The sequence below is a fragment of the Synechococcus sp. PCC 6716 genome (assembly GCF_022570815.1).
Lineage (GTDB): Bacteria > Cyanobacteriota > Cyanobacteriia > Thermosynechococcales > Thermosynechococcaceae > Thermosynechococcus > Thermosynechococcus lividus.
In genome coordinates this window covers 1-19015 of the sequence record NZ_JAKLTU010000035.1, presented here as the reverse complement: position 1 = coordinate 19015, position 19015 = coordinate 1, and the positions used below count along the sequence as shown (strand labels likewise).

General features: G+C 53.9%; 23 protein-coding genes. 17 read left to right on the top strand and 6 right to left on the bottom strand.

The annotated features are described in order from the left end of the window. The 7 genes from L5220_RS12305 to L5220_RS12275 form a co-directional block, all read left to right on the top strand. Positions 1-563, top strand: a 563-nt coding sequence (locus L5220_RS12305) for an IS200/IS605 family accessory protein TnpB-related protein (RefSeq protein WP_499573913.1), incomplete at its 5' end; no start/stop codon positions are given. Between the two features lie 118 nt (positions 564-681). Beyond that, on the top strand, positions 682-1740 hold the full coding sequence (gene moaC, locus L5220_RS12300; protein ID WP_499573911.1) for a cyclic pyranopterin monophosphate synthase MoaC: 1059 nt from the start codon (positions 682-684) through the stop codon (positions 1738-1740). After that, the gene (locus L5220_RS12295; protein WP_448514156.1) at positions 1724-1984 is read left to right on the top strand and encodes a MoaD/ThiS family protein; all 261 of its coding nucleotides are present in this window, start codon (positions 1724-1726) and stop codon (positions 1982-1984) included. The genes moaC and L5220_RS12295 overlap by 17 nt, the downstream gene beginning before the upstream one ends. A gap of 38 nt (positions 1985-2022) precedes the next feature. Next, positions 2023-2421, top strand: a complete 399-nt coding sequence (locus L5220_RS12290) for a molybdenum cofactor biosynthesis protein MoaE (protein ID WP_448514177.1) — start codon at positions 2023-2025, stop codon at positions 2419-2421. Positions 2422-2738: 317 nt separating this feature from the next. Continuing rightward, positions 2739-3869 carry a sodium-dependent bicarbonate transport family permease gene (locus tag L5220_RS12285; protein ID WP_499573909.1) on the top strand — a complete coding sequence of 377 codons (1131 nt, stop codon included), beginning with the start codon at positions 2739-2741 and terminating at the stop codon, positions 3867-3869. 94 nt (positions 3870-3963) lie between these two features. After that, on the top strand, positions 3964-4296 hold the full coding sequence (locus L5220_RS12280; protein ID WP_099797923.1) for a P-II family nitrogen regulator: 333 nt from the start codon (positions 3964-3966) through the stop codon (positions 4294-4296). A 199-nt stretch (positions 4297-4495) separates the two neighbouring features. Continuing rightward, on the top strand, positions 4496-4741 hold the full coding sequence (locus L5220_RS12275) for a hypothetical protein (RefSeq protein WP_099797924.1): 246 nt from the start codon (positions 4496-4498) through the stop codon (positions 4739-4741). Positions 4742-4872: 131 nt separating this feature from the next. Here L5220_RS12275 and L5220_RS12270 read toward each other — a convergent pair whose 3' ends face one another. After that, complete coding sequence (locus L5220_RS12270; protein WP_448514158.1) at positions 4873-5622, bottom strand: DUF928 domain-containing protein; 750 nt, start codon at positions 5620-5622, stop codon at positions 4873-4875. Positions 5623-5931: 309 nt separating this feature from the next. Here L5220_RS12270 and L5220_RS12265 point away from each other — a divergent pair, with 309 nt between their 5' ends. Beyond that, a complete protein-coding gene (locus L5220_RS12265) occupies positions 5932-7680 on the top strand; it encodes an alpha/beta hydrolase (protein WP_499573907.1) in 1749 nt (582 codons plus the stop codon). 21 nt (positions 7681-7701) lie between these two features. On the opposite strand, the gene L5220_RS12260 is transcribed toward L5220_RS12265, so the two are convergent. Further along, positions 7702-8280: a M23 family metallopeptidase gene (locus L5220_RS12260; RefSeq protein ID WP_448527291.1), complete on the bottom strand. Its 579-nt coding sequence runs from the start codon at positions 8278-8280 to the stop codon at positions 7702-7704. Positions 8281-8523: 243 nt separating this feature from the next. Between L5220_RS12260 and fldA the strand changes: the two genes are divergently transcribed. Continuing rightward, entirely contained in the window at positions 8524-9036 is a 513-nt protein-coding gene (fldA, locus tag L5220_RS12255) for a flavodoxin FldA (RefSeq protein ID WP_448527290.1), read from the top strand. Positions 9037-9128: 92 nt separating this feature from the next. Then, a complete protein-coding gene (locus L5220_RS12250; protein WP_499573904.1) occupies positions 9129-9767 on the top strand; it encodes a Crp/Fnr family transcriptional regulator in 639 nt (212 codons plus the stop codon). On the opposite strand, the gene L5220_RS12245 is transcribed toward L5220_RS12250, so the two are convergent. Then, complete coding sequence (locus L5220_RS12245) at positions 9735-9911, bottom strand: hypothetical protein (protein WP_157768311.1); 177 nt, start codon at positions 9909-9911, stop codon at positions 9735-9737. The two genes, L5220_RS12250 and L5220_RS12245, sit on opposite strands and share 33 nt — an antisense overlap. A gap of 478 nt (positions 9912-10389) precedes the next feature. Between L5220_RS12245 and L5220_RS12240 the strand changes: the two genes are divergently transcribed. Further along, positions 10390-11547, top strand: coding sequence for a homospermidine biosynthesis protein (locus tag L5220_RS12240; RefSeq protein WP_499573902.1), 1158 nt, complete (start codon positions 10390-10392; stop codon positions 11545-11547). Here L5220_RS12240 and L5220_RS12235 read toward each other — a convergent pair. Continuing rightward, entirely contained in the window at positions 11544-12290 is a 747-nt protein-coding gene (locus L5220_RS12235; protein WP_099797934.1) for a metal ABC transporter ATP-binding protein, read from the bottom strand. The genes L5220_RS12240 and L5220_RS12235 overlap by 4 nt on opposite strands. Beyond that, on the bottom strand, positions 12287-13225 hold the full coding sequence (locus tag L5220_RS12230; RefSeq protein ID WP_499573900.1) for a metal ABC transporter substrate-binding protein: 939 nt from the start codon (positions 13223-13225) through the stop codon (positions 12287-12289). The genes L5220_RS12235 and L5220_RS12230 overlap by 4 nt, the downstream gene beginning before the upstream one ends. A 64-nt stretch (positions 13226-13289) precedes the next feature. On the opposite strand from L5220_RS12230, the gene L5220_RS12225 reads away from it, so the two are divergent. The 6 genes from L5220_RS12225 to L5220_RS12200 all read left to right on the top strand — a co-directional run bounded on the left by L5220_RS12225 (position 13290) and on the right by L5220_RS12200 (position 17765). Further along, complete coding sequence (locus L5220_RS12225) at positions 13290-14474, top strand: peptidylprolyl isomerase (protein ID WP_499573897.1); 1185 nt, start codon at positions 13290-13292, stop codon at positions 14472-14474. A gap of 91 nt (positions 14475-14565) precedes the next feature. Continuing rightward, positions 14566-14994, top strand: coding sequence for a Spy/CpxP family protein refolding chaperone (locus tag L5220_RS12220; protein ID WP_499573895.1), 429 nt, complete (start codon positions 14566-14568; stop codon positions 14992-14994). A 46-nt stretch (positions 14995-15040) separates the two neighbouring features. Next, entirely contained in the window at positions 15041-15382 is a 342-nt protein-coding gene (locus tag L5220_RS12215; protein ID WP_448514168.1) for a metal-sensing transcriptional repressor, read from the top strand. 48 nt (positions 15383-15430) lie between these two features. Further along, positions 15431-15721 (top strand): YggT family protein, encoded by a 291-nt coding sequence (locus L5220_RS12210; protein WP_448514169.1) that lies wholly within the window; start codon positions 15431-15433, stop codon positions 15719-15721. Beyond that, positions 15721-16593, top strand: coding sequence for a DNA adenine methylase (locus L5220_RS12205; protein WP_499573890.1), 873 nt, complete (start codon positions 15721-15723; stop codon positions 16591-16593). The genes L5220_RS12210 and L5220_RS12205 overlap by 1 nt, the downstream gene beginning before the upstream one ends. Next, positions 16584-17765: a molybdopterin molybdotransferase MoeA gene (locus tag L5220_RS12200; protein WP_499573888.1), complete on the top strand. Its 1182-nt coding sequence runs from the start codon at positions 16584-16586 to the stop codon at positions 17763-17765. Before L5220_RS12205 ends, L5220_RS12200 begins: the two co-directional genes overlap by 10 nt. A gap of 76 nt (positions 17766-17841) precedes the next feature. Here L5220_RS12200 and L5220_RS12195 read toward each other — a convergent pair whose 3' ends face one another. Then, the gene (locus L5220_RS12195; RefSeq protein WP_448514172.1) at positions 17842-18906 is read right to left on the bottom strand and encodes a 3-deoxy-7-phosphoheptulonate synthase; all 1065 of its coding nucleotides are present in this window, start codon (positions 18904-18906) and stop codon (positions 17842-17844) included. Positions 18907-19015: the final 109 nt, after the last annotated feature.

Genomic DNA, 19015 nt, shown 5'->3' with positions numbered 1-19015 from the left:
GCAAGCCATCCATGAAGGGCGCGACCTCGAAGCGAATCCAACTTAATACCCATAAGCGAAATTGCTACGTGCGAGACTACATCAACAAAGCAGCACGGTGGGTCGTCAACTTCTGCTTGGAAAACGACATCGATACGATCATCTACGGTCGAAACAACGGGCAGAAAGATGAAATCAATTTGGGTKCAAAAACGAATCAGGAGTTCGTGCAAATTCCGCACTACAAGCTGTTTGGACGAATTGAGCAGCTTTGTTTAATTTTCGGGATTCGATTAGTCGAAACCGAAGAATCGTATACGTCTCAAGCCTCGTTTTTTGATAATGACTTCTTGCCTACGTTCGGTGAAAAACCTGAAGGGTGGAAGGCATCAGGAAAACGAATTCTTAGAGGTCTGTACCGAACTGCGCAAGGATGGCTCATCAATGCAGACTGTAATGGAGCTTGCAATATCATGAGAAAGGTAAGCACAAAGCTCAATATCGAGTTGAGTGGAGTGTGTAGAGGGGCTGTGGCAGCCCCTTCTAAGGTCAAGTTAGGGCAGATTGGTTTTGCTCTAGCCTAACTTAGAGAAGCCTCGCCGTTCCACGGCGGGGAGTGTCACGAATAGGTTTTAGTGATGAAAGCCGAGATTCGAACTGCGCAACTTGACCATGCCACGGATCAGATTCGAGGTTAGCCCCATGTTCTCACACATTAATGAGAACCAACAACCGCAAATGGTAGATATTAGTGACAAAGACGTGAGCGATCGCCGTGCAGTGGCCGCTGCCCTCATTGAGTTGCCCCCTGTCTTTCTCGCTTACCAGCAGGAGAATGAGCTATGCCTGAAAAAAGGCGCCGTGCTGCAAACGGCCATCATTGCCGGCACCATGGCCGTGAAACGAACCGCTGAGGCCATTCCCTTTTGCCACCCCCTACCCATTACCGCCTGTCAGTTCCGCTGTGAACTGCTGCCCCTTGCGGACAAGCTGCAAATTCGCCTTGAGTGCGAGGTCAAAACCCGCGATCGCACCGGTGTGGAAATGGAAAGTCTCCACGGGGTCACTGTTGCTGCCCTCACTGTCTATGACATGTGCAAGGCGCTCAGTAGCAACATTGTGATTCGTGACGTACGCTTGCTGGCTAAAAGTGGCGGCAAAAAGACCCTCGGCCAATACCCCCTTTACGGCTTAGTCCTCACGGGCGGCAAAAGTGAACGCATGGGACGGGATAAAGCCCTCCTAGACTATTATGGTCAGCCCCACGCCCAATACCTCTACCACCTGCTGAGCCAGTATTGTGAACAGGTTTTTTTGTCGGCGCGATCGCAGCAATGGCAGGGCACCCCCCTTGCCGACCTGCCGACCCTTGGGGATACTCTTCCCAGTGAAGGCCCCATCTCTGGGATTCTAACGGCCTTACGCACCTACCCCCAAGTGAACTGGCTAGTGGTGGCCTGTGATCTGCCCTACCTCAAGGCCGAAACGCTGTTTCCCTTACTCCAGCAGTACCGTGAAGATGTGGTAGCGACCTGCTATCATCATCCCCAAGAGCGTTTTCCTGAGCCGCTGTGCGCTATTTACACCCCCCAAGCCCTAGGGGTCTTTGAAGCGGCCTATGCAGCAGGAGAGCGCTGCCCGGTCAAGGTACTCCAGCAAGCGGTGTGCCATTGTATTGCTCCGTGCCACCCTACGACAACCGCTAACATCAACACCCCCGAAGACTATACCCACGCCTTGCACGATGTCCGCGCCCAATAGTCCTAAAATCATTCACCTGCGCTACTTTGCCCTCCTGCGCGAACAGGCGCACACCGAGAGTGAAGAGCGCCCCACCACTGCTGGTACCTATGCTGAACTCTATCAGGAACTCCAGAGGTGCTACGGCTTTTCACTGCCCCTAGGACAGATGAAAGTGGCTGTTAACGATGCCTTTGTGGATCTCAGTACGCCTGTGCAGGAGGGGGATGACGTTGTCTTTATTCCACCGGTGGCGGGGGGCTAAAGGTGACTATTTGCCAGTTTTCCCTAACGGCTGAGCCGTTGCATCCAGCGGTTCTCAGCCACCCTTTGGCACATCTGGCGGCGGGTGCCTTCGTCAGCTTTGAAGGCTGGGTGCGCAACCACAACGCAGGCAAAACAGTGTTAGCCCTTGAGTATGAGGTCTATACCACCCTTGCCCTCAAGGAGGGGGAGCGCATCGTTGCGACAGCCATTGAGCGGTTTGACCTCCTCGGGGCGATCGCCTACCACCGTTACGGAACACTCCAACTAGGAGACATTGCTGTTTGGGTGGGCACCACGGCAGCGCATCGGCGCCAAGCATTTGCTGGAACCGCCTATATCATTGATGAAATCAAATGCCGCCTACCCATCTGGAAGAAGGAGTACTATGCTGGTGCTCCTGCTACTTGGGTCTATTGCCGTGAGCATCGCCACTGACGAACCAGACGAGTGCTGCCTATCCACCATCAGATAAGCAACGCTGATTGATCAGATTTGAAACTTCTCTTTGTCGAATAAATTTCTTTGAGATTTCTAGTATAGAATTAACCGCAGTTAACGAGCAATTCGCATAGATAAAATACTATGGATTGTTTAATCCTATTTATAGATCAAGCCAAATAGGCACTCAATGACTTTGAAGCAAGTGATTGATCGGCCTTGATCAAGCTGATCTACGCCTGACTCACGAGCGCGATTACCGTCGCTGGTGGGCTGTTCTAACCCCTACTATCCAATTCACAGAGGAATGAACCGTGGATTTCTTGTCCAATTTCCTAATGGATTTCGTGAAGCAGTTGCAGTCCCCAACCCTCAGCTTTCTGTTGGGGGGTATGGTGCTTGCGGCTCTCGGAAGTCAACTCCAGATTCCGGAGTCAATTTGCAAGATCATCATCTTCATGCTGCTGGCTAAAATTGGCCTCACTGGGGGCATGGCCATCCGTAATTCCAATTTAACGGAGATGGTTTTACCTGTAGCATTCTCTATCCTGTTAGGGATTCTCATTGTCTTCATTGCCCGCTATACGTTGGCTAAGTTGCCCAAGGTCAAAACTGTGGATGCGATCGCCACCGGCGGCTTGTTTGGTGCGGTGAGTGGCTCAACAATGGCGGCTGCCCTAGCACTTTTAGATGAGCAAAAGGTTGCCTATGAAGCATGGGCAGGGGCGCTCTATCCCTTTATGGATATTCCAGCCCTTGTCACTGCAATTGTGATAGCCAACATTTATCTCAATAAGAAAAAGCTTGCTGCCACCGCCGAGTCCTCCCTAGAAGAGTCGCTCAGCAAGCAGTCTGTCGCCGCAGGGGAGTACTCTGACCCGCAAAACTACCCGAGCACGCGCCAAGAGTACCTCCGGCTGAAGCAGCGACCCGAGAATGCACGGGTCAAGATATGGCCCATTGTCCAAGAAAGTCTCCAAGGACCAGCTCTCTCAGCAATGTTGTTGGGGATTGCCCTTGGCCTGTTCGCTCGCCCCGAAAGTGTCTATGAAAGCTTTTACAATCCCCTGTTCCGTGGCTTGCTTTCGATCCTGATGTTAGTGATGGGAATGGAAGCGTGGTCACGCATTGGCGAGTTGCGCAAGGTGGCTCAGTGGTACGTTGTATATAGTGTGGTGGCACCGATAGTGCATGGGTTTATTGCCTTTGGCCTTGGTATGATTGCCCATTACACGACGGGATTTAGTATGGGAGGAGTTGTGGTTCTCGCCGTCATTGCGGCCTCCAGTTCAGATATTTCTGGTCCTCCCACTTTACGTGCTGGTATTCCATCGGCGAATCCCTCCGCTTACATTGGTTCCTCCACTGCAATCGGTACCCCCATTGCAATCGGCGTGTGCATTCCCCTATTCTTCGGGTTGGCGCAGGCGATCGGTGGCATTTAGGGTTCGATAGGTCGTGGTCTGTGCCTACTCTCTGGGCTGACCAGACCACATTAGATGAACATAGCCAATACACATCTGACAGGAGGTAACCACCATGGCTAAGCCAGCCAAAAAGCTCGTCATTGTCACTGAAAAGATTTTGCTCAAAAAAATCGCTGCCATCATTGAAGAAGCGGGAGCAACGGGTTATACAGTGATGCAGACGGGGGGCAAAGGCAGCCGCAATGTGCGCTCCTCGGGGCAACCGAACGTTTCTGATACAACGGCCAATATCAAGTTCGAGATACTTACCCCGGATCGCGATATGGCCGAGAGGATTGCAGACCAAGTCGCTGCGCAGTTTTTCATGGATTTTGCCGGCATTATCTATATCTGTGATGCGGAGGTGCTGTACGCCCATACGTTCTGTGGGCCAGAGGGCTGCTGAGTTAGGTGAGTCAAGACCCAAATAGTTGAGACCTATCTCGGCTGTCTGGGTCTTTTGGTTGACAGGTTCATCTCCGTTGAGTCACGCAGTCCCTGTCCGTGCACGGGTGAATTTTTTGTAGATGTTTTCATAGGGAGGGGCGCTGGACTACTGCCTCTACTATATCTGCATAGACTTTGATCAACATGGAGCAAACACCATGGACAAGTTTGACCCCACTCAGCTACGAAGCCAATTTGATAACACTAGTGAAGGCTGGCTAGTTCATGTATATAGTGGCGATCGCCGTCTGCTGTGCGTCTTGGACTCGTCCCATGCTTGGACGTTTTTGCTAGGCTGCGGGGTCGGTATTCTACTGGCGCTGGGGTGGTTTAATCTTGCCAAATACAGCCCATCTACGACGTATGTTCCGGCAACAACTCCCCCTCAAGGGCTGATTGATTAGCCTACCCATCAATCACATCTTTCAGGGGTAGCAGTCACAAAAAAGGGGGGCTAGCCCCCTTCTTCTAAAACTTATTGCTTTTTTAGGACGAGAGAGAGATCTAAGGTGCATTGATCGCCAACCCCCCTTGATTAGTTGGGCTGCAGCCGTTGCACCATCAGGGGGTTACTCAGGCGATTCAGCCCCACGCTATCAGATGTCATTAACTCGGTCCACAGGGTTGCCGTTTTGGTGTCGTTGGGTTGCTGCTGCCGTAGGTTGACCAAAACATTGAGGGCATCGTACCAAAGACCATTGGCCGCCAGTAATTCATAGGCTTCCACTGGGGTTGCCTTGGATAACTGCTTGGCCAACGCTTCAGGCATTGGAACCCGCTGTACCCATCCTTCCACAAAGCGAATTTGCGAGGGATCAGGATCGGCAGGGTTACAAATGAGACTCACCGTCCAACGGTAATCAACCCCTTCCATGAGGGGCGGCACCTTGCCATCCAGAGTGAGGCTATCCAAGCGAGGACGACCCGCTAAGGGCAAGGTCTGGGAATAGATTTGTACCTGCCCACCATCAGGCCGAGACTGAAACAGGGTAAACTCCATCGCTTGATAATTATTGGCGGGTAGATACCAATAAAACGTGGGTCGATTGGCTGTTGTCAAGCCAATGTTGGTGACCGGAACTAGAGTAGTCAGGTCAGGTTCTGTTGCACTCGTTTCTACTTTGCACGCCCCACGGGTTGCCGCCCCTTCACGGTTCCCCGGACGCGACAAATTAGCGGGGGGGGTAAAGCCTGCCCAACTGACGCCAGCATTTAGAAGCACCGCCGCCAACCCCCATGACAGAATCTGAGTCATTGAAATGGGACGATATGGGTAAGTCTTCATGGATTTAATCCTTAATATCACGCACAATAGGCAGAGATTTATAACCCGAAGCAATCACTGAACTAACCTACTGCCACACTATTACCTTACTTGAAGAAGCAAAGGCCAAGGGTGATGCTGCCAACGCTGCTGTCATGATCATCGTCACGATGCTTAGCTGATAAAAGACACATTCCCCTTTCTAGTGCGAATTGCCCAAAGGTATAGGGGCTCTCTCTAAGACGGTTGCAACCGTACCAGAGTTCCCAAGAAACAAAGGCCAGGGCAGGGAATGGTTTCGATAGTTGCTGTCTATACTGGAAGGTATATTTGCTGGCTTGTAGCTTTTTTTACCGCCATTTTTTAGTGATCATTAGTCTTGTGAAGAGATACTCTGGAAACGCTGATTGGTCATGGCTGCTGTTTGTTATAACAGGAGCGGTAATTTTTGGGTCAGCTTCCTTTAATAGCTCAGCTCAGGCAGCAGAAACAATTATTTTCCGCTATGGTTTTTTGGAGCGATCGCTAGCGGTTAACGACTTAGAAACCTTTGTGGAAACTGGGGCTGTTTCAGCGGAGTTAGGTGCCTACTTGCGCTTGTTACCCCTTGCGCGCCGGCAACAACTGCGATCGGCACTGCAAGAACGGCTGCGTCTTTCACCAGTGGCTGTGGCGCAACTTCTCTACTCCCCTTTAGGTAAAGAACTATTAAATCAGGCTGCAACAATTATTCAAACCCAAGCCCGCCACAGTAATACCTATGCCCTCCGTGCTGCGCTGATTACTGCCGCTGCTGATCCCGAAGGTTTAACTGCCCTGAGCCTGATTCGCCACTATCCCTCGGGGAGTATCCGCGTTGACTTACAAAAAGGGTTAACCATTCTTAAAAACTTTCAAGCCACTATCCGTGAAACCGAAACAATTTTAGACGTGGTGCGGCGGCAGTCAGTGGTGGATGAGTGGCAGCAAAACGTCCCCTCAGTACAATCGCTACTATACCCCGGCGGGGGACGTTGGCTGGAAATGCCTTGGGTCATTGAGGATCGCTCGCCGCGCCGCCTCCAGTTAACTGGACAGCCCCGTACCATTGAAGTGGATGTTTACTTGCCCCTTGTGGCTGCCCAGCAATTGGTGCCCGTGGTTGTTATTTCCCATGGCTTGGGGGCAAATCGCCACAGCTATCGCTATTTGAGCCAGCACTTGGCCTCCCATGGCTTTGCGGTGATCGCCCTTGAGCATGCAGGAAGTTCTACACGGCAACTTTTGTCTTTTCCAGTGGGTTATACCAGTGCCTATACAGCGGCACAAGAGTTTCTGGATCGCCCTTTGGATGTCACCTTTGTTCTGAATCACCTCAGCGAATTTCCTGAGCAGTTACACCCATGGCAGGGGCGGCTCAACCTTGAGGGCGTTGCCATGATTGGTCAGTCCTTTGGCGGCTATACTGCCCTAGCCCTTGCAGGGGCACGTCTTGACTTTGAACAGTTGGCGCGCCACTGTCCCAGTAGCATTCTGAATTCGTTTAATGTGTCGCTGTTGTTGCAGTGTCAAGCCCAAATGTTACCGCCGCGCACCTATCACCTCCAAGACCAGCGAATTAAGGCGGTGTTAGCGGTGAATCCGATTACCAGTGCCCTGTTTAGCCCGCGATCGCTGGCGCAATTGACTATCCCCGTCATGTTTGTGGCTGGTAGTAATGATACGATCGCCCCCGCGGTGTCTGAGCAAATCTATCCCTTTACATGGCTGACTACGCGCGATCGCTACCTTGCCCTGATTGACGATGCCACCCATTTTTCAACCATTGGCGAAGCTCGGGACAATGAACCCGTTATGCCGGTGCCTGCTCGCTTTGTGGGGGCCACGCCACCGCGATCACGGGCGTACCTGAAGGCATTGAGCCTAGCGTTTTTGCGCGCTCACCTCCTAGAGGATGAAACGGCGCGCCAGTGGCTCACCCCCGCTGCTGCGTCGGCTCTGAGTATTCCACCCCATTCCCTGAGCTTGACCCACTCCTTGGCAACACCGATGCTGGATACAGCCTTGGATCAATTGGCAGTGACCCGCCGCGATCGCTAAGGGCGGCGACACACATTGGGGCTAGCGCTGCGCCTGAGTGCCATACATCGCCTGCAACACAACCGCAGGGTTCACCAGTTGACCGCGATGCCGCAACGTCCAGTGTAAATGCGGGCCGGTGGTTCGCCCTGTCATCCCCACTCGGCCAATGCGCGCCCCCGTGGGTACTCGCTGTCCCTCTAAAATAAGAACGCCCCCTTGGCGATCTACCATGGCGCGGCCTTGGGGGGTTTGCTCAACTCGGCCTTTCATGTGGCAATAGACGTGCTCCCATGCCCCTGAACGGATTCGCACCAAGGTGCCACAGGCGGTATGATCCGAGACTTCAATTACCTGACCTGCCCACCAGTTACGAATGTAACTGCCTTCGGGGGCAGCAAAGTCAAGACCATTGTGGAATTCTGTGGTTGGTTCCCCCGTGGGCGATCGCCGGTAGCCGAAGGGTGAGCTATAGCCCTGAAAATTTTCTACAGGAAATGAAGCATCATTCCAGCGTAAGGTTCCTTGGCTACTATTTTGGGACGGTTGGCTCAGCTTGGGACTGCCCAGCACACCACCAAGGGCGATCGCCAATGCCAGACTGATTCGCTGCCAGTGCATAGTTCAACTCCTCACCATCTCTTTTTGGCTCTTTTTGGCCTACGGCTTTAGACCACTGTTGATGCACACCGTTCCCTATTCTAGGGGCACCCCCCCGTTTTCGCACTCCACCCTTGAAGTTTATTGAAACTTTATTGCAATAATAGGCTAGGGGGATTTAGCCAACCATTGCCCCCGCTGTCCCGATTGCCCCAGATAGCCCTAGGAGAACGCCACCGTGAACCGATTTAGAGGACGTTACCAATGGCAAAAATTGGCCTATTCTACGGCACTCAGACCGGCAACACCCAGATGATTGCCGAAAAGATTCAGACTGCTTTTGGTGGAGCAGACATCGTCGCACTGCACGACATTGCCGATGCCGAACCAGAAGATTTTCGCAACTACAGTTACCTGATTATTGGCTGCCCCACGTGGAATATTGGCGAGTTACAGGCTGACTGGGAAGGATTCTACGATGAGCTAGAGGCAATTGACTTCAGCAACAAAAAAGTGGCCTACTTTGGTGCCGGCGATCAGGTGGGCTACGCGGATAACTTTGGCGATGCCATTGGCATTCTTGAGGCCAAAATTAGCGAGCAGGGCGGCAGCACCGTCGGCTATTGGCCTACCACTGGCTACGACTTCAATGACTCGAAAGCGCTGCGGGGCAACCAATTTGTGGGGTTGCTCATTGACGAAGACAACCAATCTGAGCTAACAGATCAACGCATCCAACAGTGGGTGACACAACTCAAGACTGAATTCGGTCTTTAGGCCTGCTGCGGGCAACTCTCTGAAACGGGCGCGAGGGTTGCCTCAATATTCTGATAATGATAATCAGCCTTAAAATACTTAAGGGGGTAGCCATGCTAGAGCTTGACCTACGCACCTATGCCGACAAAACTTACCGGCTCCACGATCTACAGCCCAAAGCCTCGGTGCCGCTCCAAGAGCGGTGTTGGCTGGTGCAATCGGGGACAGTAGAGATCAACCTTCTCGATAGTGAGGGGATGCTGTGTTTTGTTGGGCTGGCCACAGCGGGCATGGCTATTTTGGGGCTCCCTTCTATTTGCTATGAAATTGAGGCGCTGCAACCGAGCCGCTTGCTCTCCTTTAGCCCTGCTGAGGTAGAGCAGTCGAGCCATCTCCTGCGGCTGTTATGGGAAGGCCAACAGTACCGCCAGTACTACAGCGATTTACTGCTGCGGGCAAGCCACTACCCCACTGCCCTAGAGCAATTGCACGAGGTGCTGGTTGTCTTGGCGCAGCTCCTTGGCATCAGAACACCGGCAGGGGTGCGGCTGCCCCTGCGGCTGACCCACGCGCGCTTGTCTCACTATACGGGCATTAGTCGCGTGACGGTGACTCGTTTGCTGAAAGAACTGTTACAGCAGCAGCGCCTATCCTGGCAGCGCGATCGCCACTTGACGCTGCCCGCAAGTTGTGTCCCATCACCCCCCATCCTCCCTTGCTCAATAGCGTTGGCGCCAAAAGGTCAGCACTGACCAAAGGCCGGTCAACCAACTGGCAAGAGCCAAAATAAGGAGAATGCCACCGGGGATCATCGTCAGCCAGCCGATGCCACGCAAAACGTACAGACTCAGAAACAGACTAAAACAAACAGCAAAGGTGTAATAGGCAGCGCGCACAGCAAATCGGGTGACGAAGTGTTATAGTTTACTTCGTAATGTAAGGGCATGAGACTTGTCAACAGTGAAACACTTAGCGTTGATGGGTGATCCCAACATCACAACTTGGTATCTAGAAATGGGTCTGCGGCAGCGGCGCGCTGCCATTCCTGCCCTATCGGTTGTGGATAACTGTGAAGGACCTAGTATGAGCTGATCGGCCTGCAACTTGAGGTTTGCGCCCTTGGCGTAAACTGGGTCGATCAGACGTAGTCAAGCGTTTTATTACATGTCTAACCTCTGAGGGTAGCCAGAAAAAGCTACTGGGGATTCATACCTAGCTTGTAGGACAAGCCATCTTTCCAGCGCAGATGACATTTTTGAGCGCTACCCCTCTGAGAATCAGCAACTCCAGCACAGTTGGCGTGGCGGTTATGTCTGTGAAACAGTCCCCAGCATCACTGGCTGTGCCTGTCTCTATTGTCTTGCGAGGTCAACTATGTCAGCATTTGCCACCCCTATTACCCCCGCTCCGATTCCCGACAACATTAGCCTTACGGATCTCATTGATAACTACTTCACGGCCTATAATTCCGGTCGTTTACGCGAACTGTGCCATCTGCTTGCCCAGCGGGTGCTCCAGCCAGAGGTGACTGTTGGTCTCAGTCTTTCCGGTGCCATGACCCCCACAGGCTTAGGGATTTCTGCCCTAGCGCCCTTAGTACGAGCGGGGTTTATCGACTACATCATCAGTACAGGGGCAAATCTCTACCACGATATTCACTACGCCTTGGGTATGGAACTTTACGCAGGGCATCCGTTTGTAGATGATGTGCAACTGCGGCAGCAGAGCAAGATTCGTATCTACGACATTATCTTTGACTACGATGTGCTCCTAGAAACCGATGCCTTTTTGCGGCAGGKGSTGCGCAGCGAAACGTTCCAGCACCGCATGGGAACTGCTGAGTTCCACTATCACTTGGGTCGCTATGTTCGCGAACTTGAGATCCAGCGGGGGCAACCCCATTCTTGCTTACTGGCAACAGCCTACGAGTGTGGGGTGCCCATTTACACCTCCTCTCCTGGGGATAGCTCCATTGGTATGAATGTGGCGGCGATCGCCCTCGAAGGCTCCAAACTGGTGATTGACCCGGCCATTGATGTCAACGAAACCGCGGCCATTGCCTACTTTGCTCGCGAAGCCGCTGGCGGAACTGGCAAAAGTGCCGCCCTGATCATTGGCGGGGGCAGCCCCAAAAACTTCCTGCTGCAAACCCAGCCGCAAATCCATGAGGTGCTGGGCTTACCTGAACGGGGGCACGATTACTTTATTCAAATTACGGATGCTCGACCAGATACAGGCGGGCTATCGGGGGCGGTGCCGAGCGAGGCTGTTAGCTGGGGCAAAGTGGATCCCCAAGGGCTGCGGGATACGGTGGTGTGCTATACCGACAGCACCATTGCCCTGCCGATTCTGACCGCCTACTGCCTCAATCGCTGTCCATCTCGTCCACTGAAGCGGTTGTACGATCGCCGGGGTGAGATGATAGAGCGGTTGCAGGAGCTTTATTTGCAGGCGCAACTCCAGCAGAAAGTCCAAGACATCCCCTCCCCTGTAGCCACCTATCCCTGTGGCACGCCGATTCGCCGCAGCTAGCCACCCTCTCGGGGGATCTGTGCGGATCCCTCGAAGGCTCGGGCAAGGTTTTCCGGTGTAAAGACCTCCGCCGTAGTGCCGTATGCTAGGATGCTTCGGTTTACAAGGATCACCTGATCGCAAAAGGTGGTAATTGAGGCCAGATCGTGGGTCGAGATCAGAATTGTGCGCCCCGCCTGCCGCTCTGCCAAGAGTAAATCAATGATGAGCTTCTCGGTTTTGATGTCCACCCCCGCAAAGGGTTCATCCAGCAGCAGCACCGCTGCCTCTTGGGCAAAGGCACGGGCTAAGAACATGCGTTTCTTTTGCCCCCCGGACAGTTCGCCGATTTGGCGGTGGCGCAGTGGCCAGAGTTCAACTTGCTCAAGGCTTTGGCGCACTCGTTGGCGATCGGCTGCCCGCGGTTGCCGCAGCCAGTTCATTTTGCCGTAGCGTCCCATCATGACTACATCCCAAACCCGCAGCGGAAACTGCCAGTCCACGTCTTCGCTTTGGGGCACATAGGCCACAAGGGAACGCCGCTGTACCTGCCGCAGGGGCAGACCATGGATGTGCACTTGACCCCTCACGGGCTGCACAAACCCCATGATGGCCTTAAAGAGGGTGGATTTACCGGCACCGTTCATCCCGACAACGCCACAGATTGTCCCTGCACTGAGTTGCAGCGTGGCACCGTAAAGAGCAATCGTGCGGTGGTAGGCTACGGTAACATTTTGCAGGTCAATGGCGGGCTGGGGAATCATGGTGTGTTTTTTCCAGTGAGGCCGTTAAGGAGGGTGTCAATGTTGTATCTGAGCAACTCTAGGTAGGTGGGGGCATTCCCCCCTGGCGGCGAGAGGGAGTCCACATAAAAAATGCCCGCAAAGGTTGCCCCTGACTCGCGGGCTACTTGCTGTTGGGGCGCTGGGTTGACAGTACTTTCACAAAAAACAGCGGGAATTTTTTGCGCTCGTACCGTGGCGATCGCCTGTGCCATCTGCTGGGGGGTTCCCTGCTGATCGGCGTTCACAGGCCACAAATAAACTTCCTGAAGTTCATAGTCTCGCGCTAGGTAGGAAAAGGCACCCTCACAGGTAACGATATAGCGTTGGTTGGGTGGCAGCACGGCTAACGCTTGCCGCAGTTGTTGATCTAAGGCTTGAATGGCTGCTGTGTAGGCAGCGGCGTTGGCGGCGTAGGTGGCGGCTCCCGCCGGATCCAATTCAGTGAAAGCCTTGCGAATATTTTCGATGTAGATCAGGGCATTTTGCGGTGACATCCACGCATGGGGATTGGGCTTCCCTCGGTAGGCATCCGCAGTGATGGGCATGGGCACAACCCCTGCGGTGAGGGTAACCCGTGGTACATTGGGCAAGCTGTTGTAAAAACGATCGCCCCAACGCTCTAGACCTAAGCCATTTTCCAGAATTAGGGCCGCCTGTTGGCCGCGCACCAAATCGCTGGGGGTGAACTCATAGCCGTGAACTTCAGCGCCGGGTTTAATTAGGGATTCAACTCGTAGGCGATCGCCCGCCACCTGCTGCGCCATATCCGCTAATACGGTAAACGTCGTAAGCACTAACGGCCGCTCCTGCGCTTCGGTTTGGGTTTCAGCAACCGGGGCACTGCTCTGGGGCGGAGGGGCGGCACAACCACCCACCAATAACACCCCTACCAATACCCACCGCAAACCAGCCATGCCTTTCATAATTCTTTCATAATTTCAGCCTAGCACAGGCCGGTTAATAATCATGACAAAGAAAATGAAATCTCTCCCCTTGGAGGGCGATCGCCCCGTCCGATACACTGAGGGGAAGGAGTCCTCGGAGGGAACGGTGAAAAGACACAAACATTGGCTCGGTATTGTCGTTGTTCTGTTATGGCTAGGAACGCTTGTTATCTCTCCAGTACCAGCAGTTGCCCTACCAACGTCCCCGGCCTTGTTCGCACGGCTACCTCAAGGCAATGCCGTCACGGATCCCAAAGCCTTATTACGCCTAGCCTTACCCATTAACAACCCCACCGCCCGGGAGTTGCAAAGCGATCTGGAGCAAATTTCCTTTCTGGTACGCGGTAAGCAATGGTCAAAAATTGCCAGCAACATCAATAAAGCCAAAGCCATTGTGCGCGATCGCGCCGATGAACTCTTGAGCAGTATTGCCCCCGAACAACAGGACAAAGCGAAAGCCCTGCTGGCGGATTTAACAGACTCCCTCGAGCGCCTCCAGACAGCCGCCGAAAGCAAAGATCGCAGCCAGCTTCTGCCCGCTAAAGCCGCAGCGCTTGACCTGGTGGGGGATTTAGAGGCCATGATGGTGCAAGACTACAACTATACCCCCCCCAAAGAGTATGCCCACCTACCCCAGTTGCGCGGACGAGCCACCGTCGTCATGGAAACCTCCAAAGGCAACCTCACCATTGTGGTGGACGGCTATAGTGCCCCCCTCACCGCTGGCAATTTTATTGACCTAGTGCAGCGGCATTTCTACGATGGCTTACCCTTTACCCGTGCCGAAGAGTCCTACGTGTTGCAGGCGGGGGATCCCCCAGGCCCAGAAGACGGCTTTATCGATCCAAAAACCAAGCAGTACCGCACCATTCCCCTTGAAATTCTTGTTGAGGGGGACAAGTCTCCCCTCTACGGCATCACCTTAGAGGATGCTGGTCGCTACCTTGAGCACCCAGTACTACCCTTTTCCGCCTACGGTACCCTTGCCTTAGCGCGCCCGAACGATGATCCCAATGGTGGCTCTTCCCAGTTTTTCTTTTTGCTCTTTGAGCCAGAACTCACCCCTGCCGGGCTAAACCTCCTAGATGGCCGCTATGCCGTATTTGGCTACGTTATTGAGGGCGAAGAGACCCTCCGGCAACTGCGCCAAGGGGATAAAATTCTGTCGGTGAAGGTCGTGGATGGCCTTGAAAATTTGGTTCAGCCTGCTGCAACTTAGCCCTTGCCGGCTGCTAGCCACACACTGGGGTTTGCTAAAATGGCGGTGCAACCCTCATCAAGGGGTTGTAGGTTCCGTGTGAGGAAAACTCATGCCATTACGTCAGCAATTGCTTTTGGGATGCGCCACGGTGGTTCTCGCCTTCGCAAGCGTGGAGGCGAATGCCGCGCCGCTGCCCAAGTGGATGGAGCGCCTCAACCTCAACCCCCAGCAAACCCAGCAAATGCAGGCGGTAGAGCGCAAATATAGTGAAACTGTGCGGCAGCAGCAAGCAGCCCTGAATACGGCAGAGGAGACACTAGAAAAACTCATGGTAGCAGGTGCACCCACCGCCCAACTCCAGCAGCAATTTGATCAAGTGATGCGTTTGCGAGAAACCCTGCATCGCACTCGTTTTGCAGCCGCTGTAGAAGTTCAACAGATTCTCACTCCAGCACAACGGCAGCAACTATCGGCGATGAATCGGCAACGGCTAGACAACCTGCGGAACTCTCCCCGGCAGGGCGCAATGATGCCATAGCTTGGCTCAGCTGCCTAAATGCTATGACCTGAAAAGGAGTTTCCCGATGGGTACTGAGTCCCACTCTCACCCCCCTGAGTCACCCTCTGCGCCGCCTCGTTTGCACACTCACCCCCACCACCACAGTGAAGCATCGCTGCGGGCCATTGTGAATCGCCTAGCTCGCATTGAAGGCCATGTGCGGGGGATCAAAACCATGGTGCACGAGAGCCGTCCTTGCCCAGAAGTGCTGATTCAAATTGCAGCGGTGCGAGGGGCACTGGATCGAGTGGCGCGGTTAATTCTAGATGAGCACCTGAATGAGTGTGTAACCCGCGCTGCCCAAGAGGGGCGGATTGATCAGGAATTGGCGGAACTCAAGGCGGCGCTGGATCGCTTCTTGGGCTAGAGAATCCCATTTGATACACTAGGTGAACATTGGTTTCTGCACAGGTCTATGTCTGCTGTTATTGCTGCTAACTGGTTTCTGGGGGTTGTTTTTGCTGCATTTACCCTAGTGTTCATCGTCCGCATTGTGTTGACGTGGTATCCCCAAACCAATGTGCAAGGGCCGCTCAAGCTGATTTACTGGCTATCAGAACCCGTGTTGGCACCCACGCGGCGGGTCATCCCACCCTTGGGAGGGGTGGATATTAGCCCAATTATCTGGGTGGGCATTGTGACCTTGCTGCGACAGCTTTTAGTGGGGCCGCAGGGGTTACTGTTTCTCCTGTTTCCGCCAGCTTAGTGACCACGATCGCACCGGAGGTTAAACCGTTCCTCAAATGGGCCGGAGGAAAGTCGCAACTTCTTGGCCAAATGGCTCCCTATTTACCCACGCAGTGCCGTTGCTATGCGGAGCCGTTTTGCGGTAGCGCAGCGCTGTACTGGTATGTGTACCGGCAATCGCAGCAGGGCGCGTTTTCCTTGCAGCAGGTACGCTTAGGCGATCGCAATCCAGAACTCATAAACTGCTATGAAATGGTGCGCGATCGCGTTGAGGATCTGATTCTTCTGTTGAGTGAGTATCGCCAGCAGCACAGCAAAACCTTCTACTATCATATTCGCAGCCTAGCGCACCAGCAGTTAGATCCCCTGACGCGGGCAGCGCGACTGATCTACTTAAATAAAACCTGTTTCAATGGCTTGTACAGGGTCAATCGTGCCGGTCAGTTCAATGTGCCTATGGGCAGCTATCGCAATCCCCAGATCGCCGATGCAGCAACCTTGCGTTTAGCGAGTGCCGCCTTGCAAAATGTTTGCCTTGAGGTGGCAGACTTCCCGGCAGTGCTCCAGTGGGCCAGCGCTGGTGACTTTATCTACTTTGACCCTCCCTACTATCCCCTTTCTAAAACCGCGAGTTTTACCAGTTATACCCATCATCCCTTTGGTGCCGCAGAGCACCATGCCTTGGCTGAGGTCGTGGCAGAGTTGGATCGGCGGGGGTGCTACGTAATGGTGAGTAATGCTTGGGTTGAACCGGTGCTGAGCCTATACCAGCGGTGGCAATGTATTGAACTCAAGGCAGGGCGGGTCATTAATGCCCACGGCCATAAGCGGGGCAAAATTAGTGAGCTACTGGTCATTAACTACCCTCGGGAGGGTGAGGGATGCCCTTAATCAGCGTCAACACTGCTGCGGAACTCATTCGGCAGCATTTACCCGATTGGGGAACGGAAATCGTGTCCTTGAGTACCCTGCACCCTCGGATACTCGCAGAACCAATTCTTAGCGATCGCCCCTATCCCCCCATTGACCGGATTATGATGGATGGCATTGCCCTGAATTGGCAGCATTATGACGCTGGCCAGCGAACCTTTCCAATTCTTGGCACTGTGGCAGCCGGGGATGTGCCACCGCCCTTGAGCGATCCTAGCGCCTGTTTTGAAGTCATGACAGGGGCGGCTCTGCCGCAGGGCTGTGATTTAGTGATTCCCTACGAAGCCCTAGAGATCAAAGAGGGCATAGCGTCTATCCGACACCCTGAGCCATGGCTTCCCTACCAGTTTGTCCACCGCTGTGGCAGTGATGCCCCTGCCGGAGCCGTTATTTTGCCTGCTGGCACTCCTCTTCACAGCCCAGCGTGGGGGATCCTTGCCTCTGTGGGGCACACTCAAGTGAGGGTCAAACGTTATCCGCGCACCCAACTGATTGCCACCGGCAATGAACTGGTGGCACCGGAGCAAACACCCAACCCCCATCAATTGCGGCTCTCTAACACCTATGCCCTTGCGGCAGCATTACAGCGCCAAGGCTACTCCCAAGTGAGTCTGACCCATCTGCCGGATGATCCCCAACGGTTAGCGCAGCACTACCAAGCAGCCAGCCAAACCCATGATTTACTCATCTATTGCGGTGGCGTGTCCAAAGGCAAATTTGATTATTTACCGCAGATGTGGCAGCAACAGGGGGTGCAGCAATATATCCATGGGGTAGCGCAGCGACCGGGAAAACCGCTGTGGTTTGGGATCGATCATCAACGTCAAACGGCTGTTTTTGGCCTGCCCGGAAACCCCGTCTCTAGCTTGGTCTGCTTGCATCGGTATCTGCTAGAAACACCCGTACTCTACGCTCGCTTAACTGCACCCGTTCATTTTGAAAAACCCTTAACCTACTTTTTACCCGTTAAACTAGAAACCACCCAAAATGCTGAACTGGTCGCTCACCCGCGCCCCATGCAAAACTCTGGTGATTTCTTGGCTTTGGCTGATAGTGATGGTTTTGTGGAGTTGCCAGCAGAGCAGCAAGCATTTGCCGCAGGGGAGTGTTACCGCTATATCCCTTGGAGTTAACTCATGAGGGGTTCGGGGAGCGATACGTTCCACGCTGTAGCCGTAGGGTCGGCGTCGGGAGAATGTCACGTGGCAATCAATGGGCGATCACTAGTTGCGACCCCACCGCTGCGGCTAATTGCTCTAGCATGTCCACCGTTGTGGCAAAATCCACGCAAGGGTCAGTAATGCTTTGCCCATACACTAACTGCGATAGATCTTGGGGAATTGGTTGGTTACCTGCCTTCAGGTGGCTTTCAATCATCACTCCCGCCAGATAACGGGAGTTTTGCTGCACTTGCTGGGCAATGTTGTTACACACCACAACCTGCCGTTGTGCATCTTTGGCCGCGTTGGCATGGCTGCAATCCACCATTAGGCGAGGACTCAACCCCTTGCGCTCTAAGAGGGCAGCGGCCATTTCAATGTGGGCGGCGGAATAATTGGGACCGTCTTTGCCCCCCCGCAGCACCAGATGGGTATCGGGGTTACCGGTTGTGGCCACAATACTGGCTAAACCATCGGCATTAATCCCCAGAAAATGGTGGGACTGCTGAGCCGCAATCATGGCGTTAATGGCAGAGTCTAGGTGACCATCGGTACCATTTTTGAAGCCCACAGGCATGGATAGGCCGGAGGCCATTTGGCGGTGGGTTTGGCTTTCAGTGGTGCGCGCCCCAATCGCTGTCCAACTGACAACATCGGCAATGTACTGGGGAATAATGGGGTCGAGGAGTTCGGTGGCGGCGGGCATCCCCATGCTGGCAAGGTTCAACAGCAACTGCCGCGCCAAGCGCAACCCCGTGTTAATGTCGTAGCTACCGTCGAGGTGTGGATCGTTAATCAGCCCCTTCCACCCCACGGAGGTGCGGGGTTTTTCAAAATAGACCCGCATGACAATTTCTAGGCTATCGCTGAGGCGATCGCGCACAGCGGTGAGTTTGTCGCCGTACTCAAGGGCGGCGTTCACATCGTGGATGGAGCACGGCCCCACAATGACCAAGAGGCGGCGATCGCGCCCTTGGAGAATATCCCGAATGCGATCGCGAGTCGTGGCCACAAGGGTGGCTTGGGATTCATGAAGTGGCAAGTCCGCCAGCAGGGTAGCGGGGGTCAACAAGGGTCGCGTCTCAACAACGTGAAGATCAAACGTTTGCGGCATGGGTGAGCAATCAGCACTTTTCTCATCATAACGCGATGGGTACAGCCCCTAGCTACGGTTGACCCGCCACATTAACCCAACCGTAGCTAGGGGCTGTACCCATCGCGTT

Bases quoted from the DNA above. Each gene is read 5' to 3' on its own strand.
- L5220_RS12230 (WP_499573900.1), bottom strand. From the start codon at position 13,225: ATGGCTGGTTTGCGGTGGGTATTGGTAGGGGTGTTATTGGTGGGTGGT.
- fldA (WP_448527290.1), top strand. From the start codon at position 8,524: ATGGCAAAAATTGGCCTATTCTACGGCACTCAGACCGGCAACACCCAG.
- L5220_RS12220 (WP_499573895.1), top strand. From the start codon at position 14,566: ATGCCATTACGTCAGCAATTGCTTTTGGGATGCGCCACGGTGGTTCTC.
- moaC (WP_499573911.1), top strand. From the start codon at position 682: ATGTTCTCACACATTAATGAGAACCAACAACCGCAAATGGTAGATATT.
- L5220_RS12195 (WP_448514172.1), bottom strand. From the start codon at position 18,906: ATGCCGCAAACGTTTGATCTTCACGTTGTTGAGACGCGACCCTTGTTG.
- L5220_RS12225 (WP_499573897.1), top strand. From the start codon at position 13,290: ATGAAATCTCTCCCCTTGGAGGGCGATCGCCCCGTCCGATACACTGAG.
- L5220_RS12260 (WP_448527291.1), bottom strand. From the start codon at position 8,280: ATGCACTGGCAGCGAATCAGTCTGGCATTGGCGATCGCCCTTGGTGGT.
- L5220_RS12295 (WP_448514156.1), top strand. From the start codon at position 1,724: ATGTCCGCGCCCAATAGTCCTAAAATCATTCACCTGCGCTACTTTGCC.
- L5220_RS12275 (WP_099797924.1), top strand. From the start codon at position 4,496: ATGGACAAGTTTGACCCCACTCAGCTACGAAGCCAATTTGATAACACT.
- L5220_RS12210 (WP_448514169.1), top strand. From the start codon at position 15,431: ATGTCTGCTGTTATTGCTGCTAACTGGTTTCTGGGGGTTGTTTTTGCT.
- L5220_RS12235 (WP_099797934.1), bottom strand. From the start codon at position 12,290: ATGATTCCCCAGCCCGCCATTGACCTGCAAAATGTTACCGTAGCCTAC.
- L5220_RS12270 (WP_448514158.1), bottom strand. From the start codon at position 5,622: ATGAAGACTTACCCATATCGTCCCATTTCAATGACTCAGATTCTGTCA.
- L5220_RS12250 (WP_499573904.1), top strand. From the start codon at position 9,129: ATGCTAGAGCTTGACCTACGCACCTATGCCGACAAAACTTACCGGCTC.
- L5220_RS12200 (WP_499573888.1), top strand. From the start codon at position 16,584: ATGCCCTTAATCAGCGTCAACACTGCTGCGGAACTCATTCGGCAGCAT.
- L5220_RS12215 (WP_448514168.1), top strand. From the start codon at position 15,041: ATGGGTACTGAGTCCCACTCTCACCCCCCTGAGTCACCCTCTGCGCCG.
- L5220_RS12280 (WP_099797923.1), top strand. From the start codon at position 3,964: ATGGCTAAGCCAGCCAAAAAGCTCGTCATTGTCACTGAAAAGATTTTG.